20 protein-coding genes are annotated in these 21788 nt (G+C 59.6%); 9 read left to right on the top strand and 11 right to left on the bottom strand.

Annotation, left to right across the window (positions count from 1 at the left end):
* Together AC2FIR_RS15150 and AC2FIR_RS15145 are read left to right on the top strand one after the other, a co-directional pair.
* A partial coding sequence (locus AC2FIR_RS15150) for a COG4223 family protein (RefSeq protein ID WP_496746951.1) occupies positions 1-1096 on the top strand: 1096 nt, incomplete at its 5' end.
* Between the two features lie 10 nt (positions 1097-1106).
* The gene (locus AC2FIR_RS15145; RefSeq protein ID WP_496746950.1) at positions 1107-2594 is read left to right on the top strand and encodes a heme biosynthesis protein HemY; all 1488 of its coding nucleotides are present in this window, start codon (positions 1107-1109) and stop codon (positions 2592-2594) included.
* A gap of 77 nt (positions 2595-2671) precedes the next feature.
* Here the strand turns inward: AC2FIR_RS15145 and AC2FIR_RS15140 are convergent, their stop codons facing one another.
* From AC2FIR_RS15140 to AC2FIR_RS15120, 5 genes are read right to left on the bottom strand one after another with little or no spacing between them, the layout of a single operon-like run.
* Complete coding sequence (locus AC2FIR_RS15140) at positions 2672-3214, bottom strand: DUF3833 family protein (protein WP_496762621.1); 543 nt, start codon at positions 3212-3214, stop codon at positions 2672-2674.
* Positions 3211-3828, bottom strand: a complete 618-nt coding sequence (locus AC2FIR_RS15135; RefSeq protein WP_496746949.1) for a DUF3833 domain-containing protein — start codon at positions 3826-3828, stop codon at positions 3211-3213. The genes AC2FIR_RS15140 and AC2FIR_RS15135 overlap by 4 nt, the downstream gene beginning before the upstream one ends.
* Positions 3825-5048 carry an MFS transporter gene (locus AC2FIR_RS15130; RefSeq protein WP_496762619.1) on the bottom strand — a complete coding sequence of 408 codons (1224 nt, stop codon included), beginning with the start codon at positions 5046-5048 and terminating at the stop codon, positions 3825-3827. Before AC2FIR_RS15130 ends, AC2FIR_RS15135 begins: the two co-directional genes overlap by 4 nt.
* Positions 5048-5590 carry a hypothetical protein gene (locus tag AC2FIR_RS15125; RefSeq protein ID WP_496746948.1) on the bottom strand — a complete coding sequence of 181 codons (543 nt, stop codon included), beginning with the start codon at positions 5588-5590 and terminating at the stop codon, positions 5048-5050. The genes AC2FIR_RS15130 and AC2FIR_RS15125 overlap by 1 nt, the downstream gene beginning before the upstream one ends.
* Positions 5544-6875 carry an NAD(P)/FAD-dependent oxidoreductase gene (locus tag AC2FIR_RS15120; protein ID WP_170612858.1) on the bottom strand — a complete coding sequence of 444 codons (1332 nt, stop codon included), beginning with the start codon at positions 6873-6875 and terminating at the stop codon, positions 5544-5546. Before AC2FIR_RS15120 ends, AC2FIR_RS15125 begins: the two co-directional genes overlap by 47 nt.
* Positions 6876-7062: 187 nt before the next feature.
* Between AC2FIR_RS15120 and AC2FIR_RS15115 the strand changes: the two genes are divergently transcribed.
* A complete protein-coding gene (locus tag AC2FIR_RS15115; RefSeq protein WP_170612860.1) occupies positions 7063-7788 on the top strand; it encodes an SDR family NAD(P)-dependent oxidoreductase in 726 nt (241 codons plus the stop codon).
* Between the two features lie 2 nt (positions 7789-7790).
* On the opposite strand, the gene AC2FIR_RS15110 is transcribed toward AC2FIR_RS15115, so the two are convergent.
* Together AC2FIR_RS15110 and AC2FIR_RS15105 are read right to left on the bottom strand one after the other, a co-directional pair.
* A complete protein-coding gene (locus AC2FIR_RS15110; RefSeq protein WP_480523025.1) occupies positions 7791-9443 on the bottom strand; it encodes a DUF6504 family protein in 1653 nt (550 codons plus the stop codon).
* 67 nt (positions 9444-9510) lie between these two features.
* The gene (locus AC2FIR_RS15105; RefSeq protein WP_496746947.1) at positions 9511-9798 is read right to left on the bottom strand and encodes an I78 family peptidase inhibitor; all 288 of its coding nucleotides are present in this window, start codon (positions 9796-9798) and stop codon (positions 9511-9513) included.
* A gap of 131 nt (positions 9799-9929) precedes the next feature.
* Here AC2FIR_RS15105 and AC2FIR_RS15100 point away from each other — a divergent pair, with 131 nt between their 5' ends.
* On the top strand, positions 9930-11042 hold the full coding sequence (locus AC2FIR_RS15100) for an S-(hydroxymethyl)glutathione dehydrogenase/class III alcohol dehydrogenase (RefSeq protein WP_170612866.1): 1113 nt from the start codon (positions 9930-9932) through the stop codon (positions 11040-11042).
* Positions 11043-11143: 101 nt separating this feature from the next.
* On the top strand, positions 11144-11854 hold the full coding sequence (locus tag AC2FIR_RS15095; RefSeq protein ID WP_496746946.1) for an NYN domain-containing protein: 711 nt from the start codon (positions 11144-11146) through the stop codon (positions 11852-11854).
* Between the two features lie 31 nt (positions 11855-11885).
* On the opposite strand, the gene AC2FIR_RS15090 is transcribed toward AC2FIR_RS15095, so the two are convergent.
* The 3 genes from AC2FIR_RS15090 to AC2FIR_RS15080 all read right to left on the bottom strand — a co-directional run bounded on the left by AC2FIR_RS15090 (position 11886) and on the right by AC2FIR_RS15080 (position 16359).
* Positions 11886-12824, bottom strand: a complete 939-nt coding sequence (locus AC2FIR_RS15090; protein WP_170807084.1) for a DMT family transporter — start codon at positions 12822-12824, stop codon at positions 11886-11888.
* 153 nt (positions 12825-12977) lie between these two features.
* Positions 12978-13391, bottom strand: coding sequence for a group III truncated hemoglobin (locus tag AC2FIR_RS15085; RefSeq protein ID WP_496746945.1), 414 nt, complete (start codon positions 13389-13391; stop codon positions 12978-12980).
* Positions 13392-13440: 49 nt separating this feature from the next.
* Entirely contained in the window at positions 13441-16359 is a 2919-nt protein-coding gene (locus AC2FIR_RS15080; protein WP_496746943.1) for an error-prone DNA polymerase, read from the bottom strand.
* Between the two features lie 108 nt (positions 16360-16467).
* Here AC2FIR_RS15080 and AC2FIR_RS15075 point away from each other — a divergent pair, with 108 nt between their 5' ends.
* A complete protein-coding gene (locus tag AC2FIR_RS15075) occupies positions 16468-16932 on the top strand; it encodes a DUF1203 domain-containing protein (protein WP_496746942.1) in 465 nt (154 codons plus the stop codon).
* On the opposite strand, the gene AC2FIR_RS15070 is transcribed toward AC2FIR_RS15075, so the two are convergent.
* Entirely contained in the window at positions 16929-17921 is a 993-nt protein-coding gene (locus tag AC2FIR_RS15070; RefSeq protein ID WP_496746952.1) for an ABC transporter ATP-binding protein, read from the bottom strand. The genes AC2FIR_RS15075 and AC2FIR_RS15070 overlap by 4 nt on opposite strands.
* An 87-nt stretch (positions 17922-18008) precedes the next feature.
* Between AC2FIR_RS15070 and AC2FIR_RS15065 the strand changes: the two genes are divergently transcribed.
* From AC2FIR_RS15065 to polA, 3 genes are all read left to right on the top strand, one after another.
* Positions 18009-18188, top strand: coding sequence for a zinc-finger domain-containing protein (locus AC2FIR_RS15065; RefSeq protein WP_170807080.1), 180 nt, complete (start codon positions 18009-18011; stop codon positions 18186-18188).
* A gap of 34 nt (positions 18189-18222) precedes the next feature.
* On the top strand, positions 18223-18885 hold the full coding sequence (locus AC2FIR_RS15060) for a YrbL family protein (protein WP_496746940.1): 663 nt from the start codon (positions 18223-18225) through the stop codon (positions 18883-18885).
* A gap of 94 nt (positions 18886-18979) precedes the next feature.
* Positions 18980-21778 (top strand): DNA polymerase I, encoded by a 2799-nt coding sequence (gene polA, locus AC2FIR_RS15055; protein ID WP_496746939.1) that lies wholly within the window; start codon positions 18980-18982, stop codon positions 21776-21778.
* The last annotated feature ends 10 nt before the right edge of the window (positions 21779-21788 follow it).

The following is a 21788-nucleotide window of genomic DNA, read 5'->3' as shown; positions in this document are numbered from 1 at the left end:
AGCCGAAGCCGAAGCCGAAGCCGAAGCCGAAGCCGAAGCCGAAGCCGAAGCCGAAGCCGAAGCCGAAGCCGAAGCCGAAGCCGCGCTTGCGCCGGTTGCAGAAAAAACTGTCGAACGGGTTGTGGAAAAGAAGGGTGGGTTCGTGCCGGCCCTGATCGGCGGCGTGGTCGCGGCGGCTGTCGGCTATGTCGTGGGCAGCGGGTATCTGACCAATGGCTCGGGTTCAGAAGACGCCCTTTCCGCGCTTGAGGCGAAACTGGCCGAACAGTCAGACCAGATTGCGGAGCTTTCGAAATCTCTTGCAGACGCCCCGGATGTTTCCGGTCTTTCCGATCAGGTAACTGCCCTGGCTGACAAGCTGGCCCCGGTCGAAACGGATCTGGGTGCCCTGAAATCCAGTGTCGACACACTCAGCAGCAAGGTTGCTCCTCTGGACACCCGCCTGAGTGATCTTGAAAGCAACGCTCTGACCCAGGGGGCATCTCAGGAAACATCAGCTGCCTTCGAGGCTGAGTTGAAAAAGCTGCAGGATTCCCTGGCCGCACAGCGCGCCGAGGTCGAGAAGATGGTAAGCGACGCACAGGCGCTTGAGGCGAAAGCTTCGGCCGAAGCACTGGCTGCGACCAACGCAGCGATCGTGTCGCGCCTGCAGGGTCAACTGGATGCGGGTCAGCCTTATGCCGATCTGGTGGCCGAACTGACAGCCAACGGCGTGGATGTGCCTGACGCCTTGTCGGGTCCGTCGGACAAGGGTGTGGACAGCCTGTCCAGCCTGCGGGCCTCGTTTGATCCGGCGGCCCGGGCGGCGCTGGCGGACGCTCGTGATGCGGACAAAGGTGCGGGTGTGATTGCATTTTTGCAGCGCCAGACCGGCGCCCGGTCAGTTACACCGCAGGATGGGGACAGCCCGGACGCGATCCTGTCGCGGGCGCAGGCCGCTTTGGCCAGCGGGGACCTGCCGGCGGCGCTGAATGAACTCAAATCCCTGCCTGAAGCCGGACAATCGGCAATGGCAGACTGGGAACAGGCGGCTCAGACACGGGTCGCCGCTGTAGCCGCCGCAAATGCGCTTCAACCAAGCGCAAACTCGAACTGAAGGGCCTGCCATGCTGTGGTCATTGTTTAAGATTCTTGTTTTTGTTGCGATTATCGGTCTGCTGGCCATGGGCGCAGGGTTCCTTATGGAAACCAGCGGCGGTGTTCAGATCACGGCCGGGGGCACGGAATACACGTTAGGGCCGCTTCAATCAGTGATTGGGCTGGGTCTGCTGGTCCTGGGTGTCTGGCTGTTCTTCAAGCTGCTCAGCCTTTTGGTTGCGACGCTGAAATTCCTGAATGGCGACGAAACCGCCCTGTCGCGCTATTTCGACCGCAGTCGCGAACAGCGCGGCTATCAGGCGCTGGCTGACGGCCTGATGGCGCTGGCTTCGGGGGAAGGACGCATAGCGTTGAACAAGGCCACAAAGGCCGAAAAACTGTTGAACAAGCCCGAGCTGACGAACCTGCTGGTGGCGCAGGCGGCCGAATTGAATGGCGACACCAAAAAGGCGTCAGAGACCTACAAGAAACTGGTTACGAACAACTCGACCCGTTTTGTCGGTGTGCGCGGCATCATGAAACAGAAACTTGCCGAAGGTGATGATGAAACCGCGCGCAAGCTGGCCGAAAAGGCGCTGGCGATCAAGCCGAGGCATCAGGAAACGCAGGATATTCTGCTGGGTCTCCAGACCAAGGCGCAGGATTGGGCTGGCGCGCGTTCAACCTTGACGGCCAAACTGAAAGCGGGCCACCTGCCGCGTGATGTGTTCAAACGCCGCGATGCAGTTCTGGCCCTGTCCGAGGCCAAGGATATTCTGGACGAAGATGCGACTCTCGAACAGCAGGAGCACGCGATAGAAGCCAACAGGCTGTCACCCGATCTGGTTCCGGCCGCTGCAATGGCTGCGCGGGCCTATATCGCCAAGGGCAAGCCCCGGGCGGCAACCAAGATTCTGAAAAAAGCCTGGGAGGTTCAGCCTCACCCCGATCTGGCGCATGCCTTTGCCGAGATCGTGCCGGATGAAACGCCATCCGAACGGATCAAGCGCTTTACGGCACTGACCCGCATTCATCCTCAGCATCAGGAAACCCGGCTGATACTGGCGGAACTCAATATCGTTGCCGAAGATTTCCCCGAAGCCCGCCGCGCGCTGGGCGATGTGGTGGAAAAACAGGCAGATGCCCGGGCCTATACGCTGATGGCTGCAATTGAGCGGGGCGAGGGTTCGTCGGACGCGGTGGTGCAAGGGTGGCTGGCCAAGGCGCTGAACGCGCCGCGCGGTCCGCAATGGGTCTGTGACAACTGTCACGACATTCAGGCTGAGTGGGCCCCGGTCTGCCAGAACTGTCACAGCTTTGATACGCTCAGCTGGCAAACGCCGCAAACACCGGAAATCGCCAGTGCCACAGGGGTGCATATGCTGCCTCTGATCGTCGGCGCGCTCGAGGATAAATCCGAGACGGAACAAGACGTTGTGGATGTTTCGAGTGACGAGGCGGACGTGATCGAAATGGATGCTGAGCCAGTCGAGGACAAAACTGAAAAGTCGGCCTAGTGTTCAGACAGAATTCGGTGCCTAGCCGATTGTTGCGTCAGGCTGCGGTTGCATGACCGTGGCCGCTCACGCCCGAACTACTTCTTTTCGAAGAACAGGATAACCTCGCCCAAACGGACACCAAATCGTGACAGGTATGCACGATTGAGAAGCCTGTCGTCGTCCAGCAGCCACATCCAGTCATCGAAATCGGCCCGCATCGTGCCGTCTTTGACCGGCAGGTCGATGCTGTACTTCCAGTTGAAAGTGTCTCCCCGCTCGATGCCAGATGCGGTGCCCAGCACACCCGGGGCTGTTCCGGTCCAGGTATCCTCACCTGTTTTTGTGAGGGTCCAGACGCGCTGCTCGGTCGCACCGTCGTCATAAGTGAAGTCTTCGACCAATGTCAGTGTTTCGCCGGTCCATCTGCCTTCAATATCGACCGTGAAGCGGCGCGAGACGTTTCCCAAAACATCCTGAAACTGCCCATAGGCCACCGTCTGACCATCAAAGAATTCCTCAAGGTTCAGTTGGCGATCAGAAAGAAAGGTCTTGGGAACCTTTGGCTTGGCGGAACAGGCGGCAAGGATCGTAAGCGCGGCAATGGCCATACAGCCTGCCAGAAAGCGGCGAAAGGTCATTGCATTGGCCTCGCCTCAGTCGCCGCGTCCCGGCCATGTGCACCGTTCAGGTGGTTGGTCTTGACCGCTGGGGCGGGGCGCATGGTCGCTATCAACTCGACGACCTTCACCCCAAATTTCCGCATCTCGGACCGGTTCATGATCGCGCCGTTTTCGGTCAGATACATCCAGTCGGTGACGTCCAGAATATGCCCGCCGGCGTCTTCAGGCAGCACGATCCGGTAGGAAAGCCTGACGGTCGAGCCTGCGATAACGCCATTTCCTTCTCCGACAATATCGTCTGCGGTTGCCGTAAAAGTGTTGCCGGTGCCCAGGGTCAGGTACCATTTGCGGGTAATTTGTTTGCCGTTGGAATAGGTGAAATGCTCGGTCAGCGTCCCGGAATTTCCGGTCCATTCCCCCACCATGCGCGCGACAAAGCTGTTGGACATCTTTCCGTTTGGCCCAAAGATCAGCCCTTCGGACAGGATTTCCCCGTTCAGTTGCTCTTTCAGCGAAAACTTCGGGCCTGTGTCGGAATAATCTGCGGGTGATTGAGACCGAAAGCTGAAATAGCGCCTTTTTGCAAACAACAGGGCAAGCAGGGCAAACAGGAGAATTGCAAGGAGTTTCATTGGACGGGCTCCTTTGAGGGCAACGTCAGGACCAATCCAAACGCGCCAAGTTTCAGAATGCAGGGCAGCACGGCGTAAGCCAGATTGAGTGTTTTCAATGCCTGGGCCGAGTTAGCCTGTCCGGGGGTGAATCCGCTGCGTTCAAGCAGGGGCAATGTGAAGAAGGCGGCCAAGGCCAGGCCCAGTTTCCCAGCGAATGACCAGATGCCGAACGCAGCCGAAGCATTCAGCCCGGCACGTGTCAGAACCACCGAGAACATGGCGGGCAAGACCACCATGTCTGCCCCCAGCGCCGCGCCCGAGGTCATGCAGATCAACGCAAACCCCGTGAGGTTCCCGGTCGCCAGAAGGGCCGCCCCGACAAAGCTGGCAATTGACAGAGGCATCGCAATAATCAGAGTCTGTTTTGGGCCAATTCGGTTGCTGAGACGCGCCCAGAACGGAACACTTGCGCCCGCGCTAAGGAAAAACAGGATCAAAAGAGGTCCCGCTTTACCAGGCAGTTGCAGCCGGTCTTCGACAAAGAAAAGAAAGAGTGTGGATGTTATTGCCACAGGCAGGCTGTTTACCAGAGCAAGCACCAGCAGCCTGAGCGCACCAGCCTGGCCCAGGCCGGAATATGTCAGCCCTTCTCCGGTTATCGGCGGTCGCCGCCACATGGGGAATGTCAAAACTATTGACAGGATAGCCATTATCCCAAGGAACAGCCCAAATGCGGGATATCCTTGCGATTGCGCCCCAAGGGCCGCCAGCAATGCCGGCGCACCTGCGGCAAGGATCACTCCGGCCAATTGCCCGCTTTCCCGATAGGCGGCCAGCGTCATCAGCTCTTTCGGGTCAGGCCGTTTGGCAAGTGTCGCGCTGCGGCCATAAAGCAGGATAGTGCCAAGGCTATAGGCTGAAAACAACAGGATCAGAATGGCGACCAAAGCCGCCACACTTGCGCCCTGAGGTAATGAGAACAGCAGGGGAAATCCGACCGCCAGACCCGCCATGGCCATGGCCGCAAACAGAACCTGCGCACCTGCCCAACGGTCTATGGCCCAGCCGATCAGTGGATCCTGCACCAGATCGATCAGGCGGATCGCCAGAAGTACCGTGCCGATCGTGGCCAGTCCAATGCCCAGATTGACGGCCGCAAACCGAGGCAAATGTATGTACAGCGGGATACCGGCCGCAGCAAGCATTAGCGCATACAGGCTGACCCGCGGATAAAGCATCATTTCCCCAACAGCGACTTGGTGAAAGCGGCGGAGCGCGTGTTTTCGCCCACGAAGATGGACATGAAGCTGCGTGTGATCCCCGGGTAAGCCATCGTGCATGTCTTGCGACCGTTCAGCCAGAAGCTCACTTTGTCCGGCCCCTGTGACACGGCCAGAAAGGTGTCGCCTTTGCTGACGGCGTCGAAACAACCATCCAGCTGTTGCCGAACCGGCGCGGCGCGCCCGATGCGTTTCATTTCATCCAGTGTCGAGTTCACGAGCGCTTTTTTTGTCAGGTTCCGCCGATAACGCAGTTCCAGGCCAAAATCTCTGCTCCAGCTGAGCGGCGCCCCTCCTTGCGTGAACAGTTGCGCGTCATACAGAGGAAAGCCCAGGTACCGGAAGGTCGCCGCGCCGCGCGTCTGAGCATTGTCCAGAACACCAAAGACCGGAGACGCCGCCAGCCCGCCGGGGGCAAGCATCGCGACGGACAACAGCGCGGAACGCCAGCTGTTATGCGTCGGTTGAAACAGGGATGGCAGCTTCTTGAGGAACGCCATGTTCAGCTCCGGGTGTTTGCGAGTTTCCTTTGATCAACCCGACAACATGCATTGCGCTGGCAATCCCGTCTTCATGGAACCCATGCCGGTTGTAGGCTCCGGCAAACCATGTCCGGTTTTGCCCCTGCATGTTTCGAATCTGCGTCTGCGCCTTTATGGCGGCCTTGTCGAAGACCGGATGCGCAAATTCCACCTGATCATAGATCTTGTCGTCGCCGATTTCGGTCGGCGCATTCAGCGTAACGAACAGAGGATCGCTATCAGGAATGTTCTGAAGCCGGTTCATCCAGTATGTCACGCCTACCTGTCCGGCTTGCGACCGGTAGGTCCAGCTGGACCAGCAGGCGCGCCGACGCGGCATCTGGGCGGGGTCGCAGTGAAGCGTTGCGACATTCGGCTGATACCGGATTGCGCCCAATGCAGCCTTCTCTGATGCAGTGGCACCCTGGCCCAGAATGGCAAGCGACTGATCCGAATGCGTGGCCAGTATCACCTCGTCAAACAGGTCCGAGACACCATGGCTGTGAATTGTAACCCCCAGATCGCTGCGCTGAATGTGATCAACCGGTGCGGCCAGACGGATCTCACAGCCACGCGCACGCAATGCCGCATCAATCCGGCGGACATATTCGATACTTCCGCCCGTGACCGTGTACCATTGATGCTGATTGGCGCGGCCAGAGGCCAACAGAGCATGGTTACGGAAAAACTGAACCAGTGAACGGGCCGGGAACTGGTCGACGAACTCGACCGGTGTAGACCAGATCGCGCCACACATTGGCATCAGATAGTTGTGGCGGAACCAGTGACCCAGGCGCAACTGGTCAACCAGTTCGCCAATTGTGGTGTCGTCATCCTTGGCCGCATCGGGTGCTTCTTTTCCAAAGCGCAAAATGTCCGCAATCATCTTGTAATAGGCAGGGCGTGTCAGGTTACGTTTCTGCGCCGTCAAGGTTCGCAGGTTGTTCAGCCCGTACTCGATCCGGCCGTTGTCGATGGTTGCCCCGAAACTCATCTCGCTTTTGCTGACGGGAACGTTCAGTTCATCGAACAGGCGCGTCAGATGCGGGTAGGTAACGTAGTTGAATACAATGAACCCGGTGTCGACGGGCTGGTCGCCGTTCCTTCCAGCCATAACCGTTCGGGCGTGACCACCCAGCCGGGGCTCGGCCTCGAACACGGTTACGTCGTTGTCTTCGGAAAGGTAATAAGCTGCAGAGAGGCCTGAAATGCCTGCGCCGATGACTGCGATTTTCTTGCGTACACGCGGGGTTTCGTCGAACATTCCATCCTCGTTATGCGTTATTTACTGAGATACGCGGGGCCAAAGACAGTGGATCAATAAAAAGCAATACTTTGCTGTATCTTAGCATCCCAAGGCTGTTTGAGGTGGCATCCCCAGGTCCGGACGGTGGGTGATCCTTTCGGGTCACCGGTGCGTAAAACGACTGTTACAACCGGAATGAAAAGGCATGATCGATTTTGATGGAAAGACCTACTGGATCATTGGCGCAAGTGAAGGGCTGGGCCGCTCGCTGGCCGAGGCGCTGAGCAACAAAGGGGCGCATCTGGTCCTGTCCGCCCGCAACGCCGAACGTCTGAAAGAAATCTGCGGGTCGCTGCCCAATGCGCGCGCCGTTCCATTTGATGTCGCGGACCTTGAGGCGGTTCGCCGTGCGCGGCAACAGGTCGGAGAGGTCGACGGACTGGTTTACAATGCCGGCATCTACGAGCCGATGCCCGCAAAACACTGGGATACCGAGGCCGTTCTTGCGATGAATGACGTGAATTTCACGGGTGCCCTGCGGGTTCTTGGCGAAACAGTGCCGGGCTTTGTTCAGGCTGGTCGCGGGGATATCACGCTGATCGGGTCGTTGTCGGGTTATCGTGGGTTACCGGCGGCGATTGGTTACGCCGCCAGCAAGGCAGCGCTGATTTCATTGGCGGAATCCATGCGGCTTGATCTTGCCGGCACCGGTGTGACTGTGCGCATCGTCAACCCCGGTTTCATCAAGACCCGGCTGACAGAGAAGAACAAATTCAAGATGCCGATGCTGATGACGCCGGAAGATGCGGCAAACCGTGTGGTCAAGGCGATGTCGCGACGCCGGTTTCGCACCGATTTTCCGGCTCCGTTTTCGTGGCTGGTCCGGTTTTTTGATTATCTGCCGGACTTTCTGGTGTTTCGCGGCAGGTAGTATCAGCCGAACTGCCCCTGACAGAACCAGCCCGCCGACAGGGTGCCGCCATGGCCGTAAAACAGCCAAAGCCGCTCACCCTGTTCCGTCACCACCACCCAGTAATCGCGCACCCCGCTGCGCCAGTTTGGATCGTCCAGCCACCACTCGGGCGCGATGCGTTCCGGACCGGTGGCTTGTGCCAACTGCCAGTCCCGCCCGCGCCAGCGAAAGGCACCGGGCACTTCTGGGGTTTCCGGGGCCATCACCGGTTCGGGCTGCCACATCTGCAAAGGCCGGGGGCGTGGCGGAACGGGCCAGTTGCGGGCGGGTTCCGACCACGCGGCGGCCAGAGTCTGAGCCGTTTTCTCGGGGATGTGAGAAGCCGCCGGGTGGCGCCGTGTGATCGCCTCCAGACCCACCCGCGCGCCCAGTTTTCCGATCAGGTCTTCGACGGCTCTGTTACCCTCCAGCCGTTCCCGGGCGGCGCGGCTGGCTTCGGCATGGCCGGTTCGGGTCCGGGCGTGGATGGGCTCGGACTGCACCGCCTCAAGTCGCAGCATGTCGATGCCATAACCTGCGTCGATCTTGTCGATTTTCATCTCTAACAAAGGGCGAATACGGTGTTTGTCATAGGTTGGGCGAGCCAGACCGACCTCGATGATCTCGGCCGCCTGATCCGCACGATGCGCTTCGAGCCGTAGGGTACGGACGCCGCGGCCCTTCTCTTCCAATCTGGCGCAGAGCGTGGGCAAAACCCGGTCGATGGCGGCCATCACGTCCTCGACCAATCCGATCGGGTTGGGCAGGGTCATCCGCACCGCAAAGTGATGCGGCGGACGGGCGGGCGAGACCGGCTCGGGGGCGCTGCCCATCGCCTGATCCAGCCGCAGCACCAGCCCCCGCCCGAACCGCCGCGCCAGAGAGGCGCGGGGCTGGCCCAGCAGATCGCCGATCCGGCGCAGGCCCAGCCGGTTCAGTTGCGCGACCACCTGATCCTCGAGCCGCAACGCTGCGATGGGCAGGGGGCTGAGCGCGCCATAGGATTGCCCCGGTGCTGCGATCCGTGCGCCGCCACCCAGTGCCATCACCTGCGGCGCGGCCCCGCCTTTGGTCCAGTGCCGCCGCTTGCCTGCGCGGGCGCGCGTGGCGCGGGCCTCCTGGCTGATGGCGTCACCGTTGCGGTCGGACGTGGCCTCTTGCCCGGCATAGCGCGCCAAGGCCCAGGCTGCCCCCAACGTATCTGCGATGCCCATCTGCACGCTCAGCCCCATATCGGCGCAGTCGGTCTCGATCACGCTCAGCAACGCTTCTTCGCCACCGAACAGATGCGCGCAGCCCGACAGGTCGACAATCAGCCCGTCCGGTGATTCCTCGGCCACCCAAGGGCTGAACTTGCCCACCCAGCGACGCAACGCGGTCAGAAACGCGGCCTCGGCCGGGGCATTGCGGGGGCGTGTCACAAGTGCTGCACACATGGCATGGGCGTCGCGCACCGGCTGACCCACGCGCAGACCGGCGGCCTGGGCTTCGGCGTTCAGCGAGGTGACGACCTGCATATTTGACTGCTCGGTCACCACGGCCAAAGGCCCATCCTGCAGGCCCCGCGCGGCGCGGACCAGCCGTTCAGCCCCCAGACGGGGGAACCACAGCGAAAGTATTCGGCGTTTGGGCATCGGCAGACATCAAAGTGTTCTCATTTTGTTCTTATCTGAGAATCGATGCCAGAGTCGAGTCCGACCCCTACCCGCAGGCCAGCCGCTGAACGATCCCGGCCCCGTTCACGTAAACGTTCAGCCGGTCGATGCGGTAATCCTGTGTGGCGATGTCATCCGGGCCCAGTACACGGGCTCGCTCGGGCAGATCCGCCCGGATGCTCGAGACCGGCTGGCCAACGGAATCGGCAAAGGGTTCCCCATTGCAAAAGGCCAGTTCCACCGAAGCGGCTTGGGGGGTGGCGGCGACATCTTCGGGAATGCTGGTGTCGGTACAGGCTGCCAGAAGGATCACAAGCGGGATTAATCGAAGCATTGGCGTTCCTCTTTCTGACAATGTCGTTTCTGCAATATCAAACAATTAGCCAATTTGCCATCAAAGCGCAGTTGAAAACGCTCTGCAATTGACGCAGGGTCGGGGCAATTTAAGACAGGGAGACAAACACCATGCGTACCCGTGCCGCCGTTGCCGTTCAGGCGGGCAAACCTTTGGAAGTGATGGACGTGAACCTTGAAGGCCCCAAGGCGGGCGAGGTTCTGGTTGAAATCAAAGCCACCGGCATCTGCCATACTGACGAATTCACCCTTTCAGGTGCTGACCCCGAAGGCCTGTTCCCGGCCATTCTGGGCCACGAAGGCGCAGGTGTTGTGGTTGAGGTTGGTCCGGGTGTGACCAGCCTGAAGCCGGGCGACCATGTGATCCCGCTTTACACTCCGGAATGTCGTGAGTGTGAATACTGTCTGCATCCCAAAACCAACCTGTGCCAGGCGATCCGCAGCACGCAAGGTCAGGGCCTGATGCCGGATGGCACGTCACGCTTTTCGACGCTGGATGGCGATCCGATCCTGCACTACATGGGTTGTTCGACCTTCTCGAACCACACGGTTCTGCCGGAAATCGCGCTGGCCAAGGTGCGCGAGGACGCACCCTTCGACAAGATCTGTTATATCGGCTGCGGTGTGACCACCGGCATCGGCGCCGTCATCAACACCGCCAAGGTCGAAATCGGCAGCCGTGCTATCGTGTTCGGTCTGGGTGGTATCGGCCTGAACGTGATTCAGGGCCTGCGTCTGGCCGGAGCGGATCAGATCGTCGGCGTCGACCTGAACCCGTCCAAGGTCGAGATGGCCACCAAGTTCGGTATGACCGATTTCGTGAACCCGAACGAAGTTGAAGGCGATCTGGTTCCTTATCTGGTCGATCTGACCAAGGGCGGCGCGGATTATACCTTTGACGCCACCGGCAATGTCGGCGTGATGCGCGCAGCACTTGAATCGGCGCATAAGGGCTGGGGTGAATCGATCATCATCGGCGTGGCACCTGCAGGGGCCGAAATCTCGACCCGCCCGTTCCAGCTGGTCACCGGCCGCTCGTGGCGCGGCACCGCCTTTGGTGGCGCCCGTGGCCGGACCGACGTGCCCAAGATCGTCGACTGGTACATGGAAGGTAAGATCGAGATCGACCCGATGATCACCCACACCATGGGTCTGGACGACATCAACCACGGGTTCGACTTGATGCATAAGGGCGAGAGCATCCGCTCGGTCGTCGTTTACTGATCAGATTAAAAAATCACGGGGCGGGCATTTTCCCGCCTCTTTTCGTGCATACATTCCTCATTACAAATTAAATTCTGATTTGAGGAATTGAAGTGACGACAATGAGTACGGACCGGCTGGCGGTTCTGATTGATGCGGATAACGTTCCCTCAAAACACGCTGCCGATATTTTTGAAGAAATTGCTACTTTGGGTGAGGCAGGGTTAAGACGGATTTACGGTGATTTCTCCAACGGGCCTCCACAGGGGTGGGACGCGAAATCTCTGGCCGAATACGCCATCGTACCGCATCAACAATTCGCAAACACATCCGGCAAGAATTCAAGCGATATTGCTCTGGTTATTGATGCAATGGATATACTGCACACTGGCCGGTTCAGTGGATTTGTGCTGGTCTCCTCCGACAGTGATTTCACGCGTCTGGCAAGCCGTATTCGAGAGCAGGGGCTGGACGTTTTTGGAATAGGGGAACGGAAAGCCCCGAAAGCGTTTGTAGCGGCTTGCAAAAGGTTCATCTACATCGAGAATATCGAAGCAGGCGTATGTCACAAAAAACAAGCTGATAACCAAGAACCGAAGCGGGAATTGAATCACGCGTTCCAGTTGATCGGGAACGTAGTGCGGAATTCTGACGAGCCAGAAGGTTGGTTGAAACTGGGGCTTGTGGGTAGCCAGCTTAACAAAATCTATACGGATTTTGATCCTAGAACCTATGGGTTTTCCAAGCTAAGCGATTTGGTTCGTGCCACAGGAAAATTTGATGAGAAAGGAGCAAATGGCGACTACAAAATCAGACTGAAGGCTGGAAAGTAACTTATTGGAAACCGAAACAGCAGAGCACAACTTACTCTCCCGGTCTCGACGCCCCCGTATCCGACCTTGGTGATCGCACCCGCAGAACCGGGGTGTTAGCCGAAGTGGTGTTGGACCGGCTTTCGCGCCAGACCACAAAAACGCCTGATGCAATGATGATGCTGGCGCCGACTGCGACCCAGCCGTCGGGCTGTTCGCCAAAGAAGACCACGCCGAATATCGTGGCCCAGATGATCTGGCTGTACTGGCTGGGTGCAACCACCCCTGCAGGTGCTGAACGATAGGCCATGATGATCAGGTGCTGTGCGATCACCGAGAAAACGCCGACCAGGGCCATCATCGCTAGGTGCAGCAGCGATGGAGGCAGATACACCGCCGGTTGGGCGAGGCTCATCACCACGATGGCCAGCAGCATGGGGTAGAGGATCAGAACGGCCGAGCGTTCTTCGTTTCCGATCTTGCGTACCAGGACCGAGGCAAAGGCGCTGCAGAAGGCGGCCGTCAGGGCGGCCAGATGGCCCAGCGTGATATCCGTTGTGCCCGGGCGCAAAACGATCAGCACGCCGATCAGGCCCACGCCGACCGCGGCCCAGCGTTGCGCGCGAACCACCTCGCCCAGAATCGGGATCGACAGGACCGTGACGATCAGCGGGAAGGAAAACAGCAGCGAATAGACCTCGGCCAGCGGCAGGACCGAGAAGGCATAGAACGCGCAGGACATGGCCGTGACCATCAGTCCGGACCGCAGCAGCACCAGCCATGGATGATGGGGTAGAAAGTTTCCTGTCGTCCTGTCGGTCAGGATCGTGACAGCCATGGGGACAAAGGAAAACAGCGTGGCAAAAAAGATGATCTGCATCACCGAATAGGTGCCGCCCAGGACCTTGATCAGCGCGTCATGGCTGGCAAAGACCGCAAAGCCCAGAAACGCGTAGCCAAGTCCCCGAAGGGTGGAGTTTTGAGTGCTCATCAGTTGGCCTCGGGTCGTGGGTCGGTGTGGTTGCGATTGACGCGGCAGCCCGGATGAATTCTCGGGCTGGCTTTTCCTTTGACTAAACACATTTTCCGGGGGCGGATAGCCCCTATTTTACCGCTAACATGGCAAAGCCGCCATGATCTGAGGTCATTGCAGGATCGGCGGCGCGTCCTTGGGCTGGCGCGCCGATTGCACCCCGGCCTTCATCCCCACACCGATGCGACGAGCCAATGCGACCCACGGCGTGGCGGTTTCAGGCGGTAGCGTTTGGGTGGCGACTTCTTCGAACAGGTCGAGCCAGCGGGCGAAAAGTTCGGGTTTCACATCGGGTCGTTCGATATGGACTCGCTGCGGGTTACCGTCATAGCTGCGCTCGAACAGGATGGCATTGCGCCAGAAGGCGGCGATCTTTTCCTCGTGCGCGGGCCAGTCGTCGACATGGTTGGCAAAGACCGGGCCAAGCACGGCTTCCTCGCGCACACGTGCATAGAAAGCGCGGACTTGCGTGTTGATCTGGTCCGGTGTCGCCGGAAAGCGTGGGGGCAGGGTAGGTCGGGTCATGACGATCCTGGGATTCGACTCTGTTCTTGGGCAATATCCGGTTATCCGGTCAGGCTACAGGGGTGGTTTTGTCGCGCTGGCCCGGCGTCAGCAGGTGCCGCAGCAAGGCCACCGGATGCGCCTTGAGGCTGAGACGGGTGGCGACGTAGTCCTCGACCACCTGCTCGCCCAATGTCATCTGTGGCAGGTAGGCTTCGGGCTCATCCAGCGCCTCACCTTCCAGATCCTGCGAGAACAGCGGCAAGGGTTTGGCGGTCGCAATCGCCTTGGCTTGCCACAGCGCTTCGCGCCGGGTCAGGTCGCAGGCGGCAAAGGCGTCGGCCTCGGCCAGGCGTTCGATCACCGAGGGGCCAAGGCCCGCACGACGCCAGACATCGTCGACCTGATGGTAGCCATTGCCGCGCGCGGCGGTGAGCCAACTGGCGTCTTCCTCGCTGAGACCCTTGATCTGGCGGAACCCCAGCCGCAGGGCCAACCCACCATGGCCATCGGGTTCCATCACATTGTCCCAGAAACTGGCATTGATGCAGACCGGGCGGACCTGAACCCCGTGCTCGCGCGCATCACGCACGATCTGGGCCGGGGCATAGAACCCCATCGGCTGCGAGTTCAGCAGCGCGCAGGCGAAGATGCCGGGATGGTGGCATTTGATCCAGGCCGAAGCATAGACCAGCAGCGCAAAGCTGGCCGCGTGGCTTTCGGGGAAGCCGTATGAGCCGAAGCCTTCGATCTGCGAGAAGCAACGCTCGGCAAAATCATCCTCATAGCCGTTGCGCTTCATGCCGCGCAGAAACAGGGCGCGGAATTCACTGACATTGCCATGTTTCTTGAATGTTGCCAGTGAACGGCGCAATCGGTCAGCCTGTTCCGGGGTGAAACCCGCGCCCACGATGGCGATCTGCATCGCCTGTTCCTGAAACAGCGGCACGCCCATGGTCTTGCCCAGCACCTCACCCAACGCATCAGACGGGAAAACAACCGGCTCTTCGCCATTCCGCCGCCGGATATAGGGATGGACCATGTCGCCCTGAATGGGGCCGGGGCGGATGATGGCGACCTCGATCACCAGATCATAGAATTTGCGCGGCTTCATCCGCGGCAGAAAGTTCATCTGTGCACGTGATTCCACCTGAAACACGCCCACACTGTCGGCCACGCACAGCATGTCATAAACCGCCGGATCCTCGGGCGGCAGGGTGGCCAATGTGTAATCGGTCTGATGATGCTGCCCGATCAGATCAAACGCCTTGCGGATACAGGTCAGCATCCCGAGGCTGAGAACATCGACCTTGAGGATGCCCAGGCTGTCGATATCATCCTTATCCCAGCAGATAACCGTACGGCCTTCCATGGTGGCGTTTTCGATGGGGACAAGTTCGTCCAGCCGCCCCTCGGTAATGATGAACCCGCCCACGTGCTGTGACAGGTGGCGGGGGAAGCCATCGATCTCATACACTAACATTAGAGTCTGTTTCAGCCGTCGATCTTCGGGATCGAGGCCGATTTCGCGCATCCGGTGCGCCTCGAGCCCGGCAGCTGAGAAGAATCCCCAGAGCTGCGACGAGAGCGCAGATATGGTGTCTTCGGTCAGGCCCATGGCGCGGCCGACCTCGCGTATGGCGCGCTTGCCCCGATAATGCACGACCGTCGCGCAGAGGCCTGCGCGTTCGCGACCGTAGCGGTCATAGATGTGCTGAATCACCTCTTCGCGGCGTTCATGTTCGAAATCCACGTCGATATCGGGTGGCTCATCGCGAGCTTCCGAGACAAAACGTTCGAAGACCATTGTGCCCATCTCGGGGCTGACTTCGGTGATGCCGAGGCAGAAGCAAACGACAGAGTTGGCCGCCGAGCCACGCCCCTGGCAGAGGATGCCGCGGGAGCGGGCGAAATGGACGATGTCGCGGACGGTCAGGAAGTAGGGTTCGTATTTCAGCTTGCCGATCAGGGTGAGCTCATGCGCCAGCATGTTTTGCGCCTTCTCCGATGCGCCTGCCGGATAGCGCCATTTCAGCCCTTCATGTGCCAGACGGTGCAGACGCTGCGTCGGGGTTTCCTGTTCGCTGCCTTCACTGGGATATTCATAGCGCAACTCATCCAGCGAGAAGGTGAGTTGCTCGCTGAGCGCATGGGCGCGGGCGACGGCACCCTCATAGCCTTTGAAGATCCGCAGCATCTCGGCCTCGGATCGCAGGCGCTGTTCCCCGTTGGCCAGTGCATCGCGGCCCAATTCGTCGACCTTGCGGCGCAGGCGGATGGCGGTCACCACATCGGCCAGCTTGCGGCGTGTACCGTGATGCATCATCGGTGTGGCGCTGGCGAGTGTGGGGAGGTCAAGCTGCTTGGATTCAGTCTCTAACACAGAGAAATATGCGCTATCCGCGCCATCATATCGGGGGTGCATCAACAGGTGTATGCGCCCGGCAAAGCGGCGCGTCAGCTGTTGTGCCTGTGTCCGCCATGCGTTCGCGCCGCCCCGGGACCGGATCGCTAGTGGCCAGAGCAGCAGGTGGAGACCGTCGGAGAACTCCAGAAGGTCTGACAGATGCAGGATGCAGTCGCCCTTTTCGGCGCGCAGGCGACCTGCCGACAGGATACGGCACAGGTTAGCCCACCCCTGCCGGTTCAGGGGCAGGGCGGTGACGGTGGGCGCGTCGGTGAAGATCAGCCGCGCCGCCGGGATCAGGCGCGGCACTGCATGGACCGGATAAGAGAGCGGTTTGGGGATGTGATCAGGGCAGGGCGGGCCGATCGAGGTGTTCTGCGCCTCCCACTCCAGCCGTTCACGCACCTTGCGGGCGATCTCGCGTCCCTGCGTGTGGGCACGGACGATGCCGGCGACCGAGTTGTCATCGGCAATCGCGATGGCGGGCAGGCCCAAGGTAACGGCACGTTCCATGTACTCCTCGGGGTGCGAAGCCCCGGTGAGGAAGGTGAAATTCGATGTGATCGACAGTTCGGCATACATGGCGATTCCATATTATATTCACGTTTTGTTCTTTTTCGAGTCCTTTGCGCAGGAAACGGGTCGCCTGGGCTTGAGGTCACGGGCATGGTTGCCAAAAGGAGACCCGAAATGTTCAAAATCACCGCATTACCGACCGAAGATGTACGCGCTTTTCAGAAAGGAGGACCGGATGCCTATGGCGCCACCCCGGAACGTGTTGTTTCCACCGGGGCTGGGAATCCCTGCCGACATTGTCTGCAAAACATTCCTAAGGGCGAGGAAATGCTGATATTGGCACATCGGCCTTTTTTAGAGACACATCCCTACGCCGAAACCGGCCCGATCTTCTTATGTGCCGCCCCTTGCGAGCAGTACGGGGGTGAAGCGCTGCCCGAGATTCTGACCACATCGCCCGACTATCTGATCAAGGGCTACGGGCAGGACGATCGGATCGTCTATGGCACCGGCGCGATCACCGCAACGGATCAGATCAGTAAAAAGGTCACGGAGATTTTCACCCGCCCGGACGTTGCATATATCCACGTCCGGTCTGCACGAAACAACTGCTATCAGGCGCGGATAGACCGGGCCTAAAGCTTGACCCGGTGAATGCCCCGGCGCGGCTGGTCCTGATCGGCAGCCGGGGGATCATCCGTGCGGCTGGACGTCAGCGCGAGGAACACATCCTCGAGATCGGCCTCTTCGGTACGGACATCGCGGATACGAATATTGGCCGCGCGCACCGATTCCAGAACCTGCTCGGCGCTGGTCTGCGCGCTTCGATACTGAAGGACAAGGTTGCCATCTTCGCGCAGCGTGGCCTCAACCCCCGGCGTCGCGGGCAGGTCGGCGACCGGGTTGTCCGGCACGATCACCATGGTGCGGCTGTCCATGCGGCCCAGCAGGTTCGCGGTGCTGTCCTGCGCGATCTTTTCGCCATGGTTGATGATGGCGATCTCGTCACACATCTCCTGCGCTTCTTCCAGGTAGTGCGTGGTCAGGATAATGGTCATGCCCTGCTCGTTCAGCTTTCGAACATTGGCCCAAAGCATCTGGCGCAGTTCGATATCCACGCCCGCCGTCGGTTCATCCAAAACCAGAATCCTGGGGTGGTGGACCAGTGCCTTGGCCAGCAACAACCGCCGCCGCATACCACCCGACAGGGTGCGGGCGTAGGCTTCGGCCTTATCGCTCAGGCCAACCAGTTCGAGGATCTCATCGCTGCGGCGCTGCGCCCTGGGCACGCCATATAGACCTGCCTGAACCTCCAAAGCGCCGCGCGGTGTGAAGAAGGGGTCAAGGTTCAATTCCTGCGGCATCACGCCGATGGCCGCCCGCGACTGGCGGGGATGCTGATCCTGATCAAAGCCCCAGATCGACACGTTGCCCGCGGATTTTATCACCAACCCGGCCAGAATATTGATCAGGGTGGACTTCCCGGCCCCGTTCGGTCCCAGCAGACCAAAAACCGATCCACGCGGAACCGTAAGATCAATACCTTTCAGCGCCTGCTTTTCGGGCTGCCCCTTGCCGCCGCGATAGGTCTTGCGCAACCCTTCGATCCTGATTGCCGCATCGCTCATGTGGCTCTTGCCCCCGGTTTGCTCATCGCTCATAAACGCACCTAATACATGCCCGCGAGGCCGACAACCGAAGAAGGATCGCCAGCCGTGACCATCGAAGCGCCGGAAACCAAGATCGTCGAAACCGCTCGTGTCGCCTGCGATGGCGGCGAGGGGGCATTGGGCCATCCGCGCGTCTGGTTGCAGATCCCCGAGGATACCGGCTGGGTTGAATGCCCCTATTGCGACTGCAAATACGTGCTGTCTGGCAGCGAGGCACACAGCTGACAGCGTGACACGTGCCGCGCGGAACGGAGGCCGGATGCTTTGTGCAGTACAGCTTTTGCACCTGTCAGATCAGGAGCCCTTGGCAAAAGGCGGCCACAGAAACGTTTACGCGTATCCGGGCCAGCCTGACCTGTTGATCAAGGTAACGCGCCCGCGAACACGTCGAAACCGTTCGTTTTCCAAGCGGCTGATCAGGCGGATCATGCCGGACACCGCATATCGCAACGCCCTGAAAGAGATCGAGTGTGAGCTGAAAGCCGCGTTGAAAAGCGGTGAGGACATTGCGCAACTGCCTTTGGCGCGGTCGTTTGGCGTCGTACAGACGGATGTCGGGCCGGGGGTTGTGGTGGAGCGTGTTCAATCCGAAGACTCCAAACTGGCAAAACATCTGTTGTGGATGTGTGAGCAGCACAAGCTGACCGAGGAAGTCTTGGCCGACCTCAATCGATTTGTTCAAAAGCTGTTCGAATATCAGATCGTGGGGCGCGATATCCACGAACAGAACATCGTCTACGGGCTGCGTGGTCAGGTCCGCATGTTTCTTTTGATTGATGGGTACGGGGAACGTAACCTCATTCCCTTGCGCACGCTGAACCGCCGATTGAATGATCGCTCGCTGAACAAGCAGATGCGGTTGATCGCAGATCGCACGGGGTTGCGTTGGGACAAGGCGCGCAGGGCATTCAGCACAGCGTAGGTCTACATAATCTGCGCCAGATAGATCACCTTCTTGACTGGCCACCCGAGCGCCCCTGTGGCAGAACCATCCCTGACCGACAGGGAGAGCGCGCATGAGCAATTTCGGAAAAGGGTGTCACCTGCATCTGATCGATGGATCGGCCTTTATTTTCAGGGCTTACCACGCGCTGCCGCCGCTGACGCGGAAATCCGATGGCTTGCCGATCGGTGCTGTGTCGGGCTTTTGCAACATGCTGCAGAAATATGTGGAAGGGAACGCCGGGCCGGATGCGCCGACTCATGTGGCGGTGATCTTCGATAAGGGCTCGCACACGTTCCGGAATGATCTTTATGATCAGTACAAGGCCAACCGCGAGGCAATGCCCGAAGACCTGCGCCCGCAGATGCCTCTGACCCGCGAAGCGACGCGCGCCTTCAATATCGCTTGCAAGGAACTGGAGGGTTATGAGGCGGATGACATCATCGCCACGCTGGCCGTCCAGGCGCGTGCGGCGGGGGGCCGTGTGACCATCGTCAGCTCTGACAAGGACCTGATGCAACTGGTCGGTGACGGGGTCGAGATGCTGGATGCGATGAAAAACAAGCGTATCGACCGCGACGGCGTAGTCGAAAAATTCGGCGTCGGGCCCGAGCGCGTGGTGGATGTGCAGGCGCTGGCCGGGGATTCGGTCGACAACGTACCAGGCGCTCCGGGGATCGGGGTCAAGACCGCAGCGCTGCTGATCAACGAATACGGTGATCTGGAAACCCTGCTGGACCGGGCCGAAGAGATCAAACAACCCAAACGCCGCCAGACCCTGATCGAGAAGCGTGACCAGATCGAGTTGTCGAAGAAACTGGTGCAACTGGACGAAAACACGCCGCTGGATTTCTCGCTGGACGATCTGGAGGTGAAGGACCCGGATGCCGAAACCCTGCTGGGTTTTCTGGCCGAGATGGAGTTTCGGACGCTTACCAAGCGTATTGCTGACAAGCTGGGGGCCGAGGCTCCGGTCATTGTCGATGCGCCCGCGCCTGCCGCCGAGGTTGAGGAAGCCGAAGCGGTTCCGTTCGATGCGTCGAAATACGAATGCGTCAGGGACGCAGGCGCGCTTCAGAAATGGATCGATCAGGCCTATGAACGCGGCTGGGTCGCCGTGGACACCGAAACCACCGGCCTCAATGAAATGATCGCCGGTCTTGTTGGCATATCGCTGTGCGTGGAGGCGGGCGAGGCCTGTTACATTCCGCTGACGCACCGCGATGGATCCGCTGATGATCTGTTCGGTTCGGACGCACTGGCCGAGGGGCAGATGCCGCTGGATGAGGCTCTGACTCTGCTGAAACCGATGTTCGAGGACCCTTCGATCCTGAAAATCGGGCAGAACATGAAATACGATGCCAAGATCTTTGCGCGCTATGGTGTCAACGTTTCGCCGATCGATGACACGATGCTGATGTCCTATGCCATGCATGGCGGAGAGCATGGCCATGGCATGGATACGCTGTCCGAACGGTATCTGAGCCACACACCGATCCCGATCAAACCGCTGCTGGGGTCCGGAAAATCGGCGATTACCTTTGACAAGGTGCCGATTGACGAGGCGACGGCTTATGCCGCCGAGGATGCGGACATAACCTTGCGCCTGTGGAAGCTGTTCAAGCCGCAACTGCATCAGGTTCAGGTGACGACGGTTTACGAAACACTGGAACGCCCGCTGGTCCCGGTATTGGCCGAAATGGAAATGCATGGAATCAAGGTCGACCGCGATGTTCTGAGCCGAATGTCCAATGCATTTGCACAGAAAATGGCCGGGTTAGAGGCTGATATTCACGAACTGGCGGGAGAGAATTTCAACGTCGGTTCTCCTGCCCAGCTGGGCGAAATACTGTTCGACAAGATGGGGCTTGAGGGCGGCAAGAAGGGCAAGACCGGGAAGTATTCGACTGGGGCCGATATTCTGGAGGATCTCGCGACCGAGCACGAGTTGCCGCGCCGGGTGTTGGACTGGCGGCAGTTGTCCAAACTGAAATCGACCTACACCGACGCGCTGCAAACCCATATCAACCCGGATACAGGCCGGGTGCATACGTCATATTCGATCACCGGGGCCAATACGGGCCGTCTGGCCTCGACCGATCCGAACCTGCAGAACATTCCGGTGCGGACCGAGGAAGGGCGGCGTATTCGTGAGGCGTTCATCGCCGAGCCCGGAAATGTGATGGTCAGTCTCGACTACAGTCAGATCGAACTGCGGATTCTGGCGCATATTGCCGATATCCCCGCCTTGAAACAGGCGTTTTCTGATGGGCTGGACATTCACGCCATGACCGCGTCCGAAATGTTCGATGTGCCGCTGGACGAAATGACACCGGACATCCGCCGACAGGCCAAGGCGATCAACTTTGGTGTGATCTACGGCATCTCGGGCTTTGGTCTGGCCCGCAATCTGCGTATCCCAAGGGCCGAGGCGCAGGGTTTTATCGACCGCTATTTCGAACGGTTCCCCGGGATACGGAAATACATGGATGACACGGTCGCCTTTGCCAAAGAGCATGGCTATGTGCAGACCTTGTTCGGGCGCAAAATCCATACGCCCGAGATCAACGCCAAAGGGCCGCATGCCGGGTTTTCGCGCCGCGCGGCGATCAATGCGCCGATTCAGGGCACGGCGGCGGACGTGATCCGCCGCGCTATGGTGCGGATGCCGGAAGCGATCAGGGGGTTGCCCGCCAAGATGTTGCTGCAGGTGCATGACGAATTGTTGTTCGAAGTGGCCGAAGACGCTGTGGACGAAACGATCCGTATCGCGCGCGATGTGATGGAGGGCGCGTCCGATCCCGCGGTCAGGCTGGATGTCAAACTGGTTGTCGATGCAGGGAAGGGTGCAAACTGGGCCGAGGCGCACTAACCCGGGGAAC

The organism is Ruegeria sp. CDSB136 (genome assembly GCF_059610965.1).
This window is presented reverse-complemented; position numbering and strand designations above follow the sequence as displayed.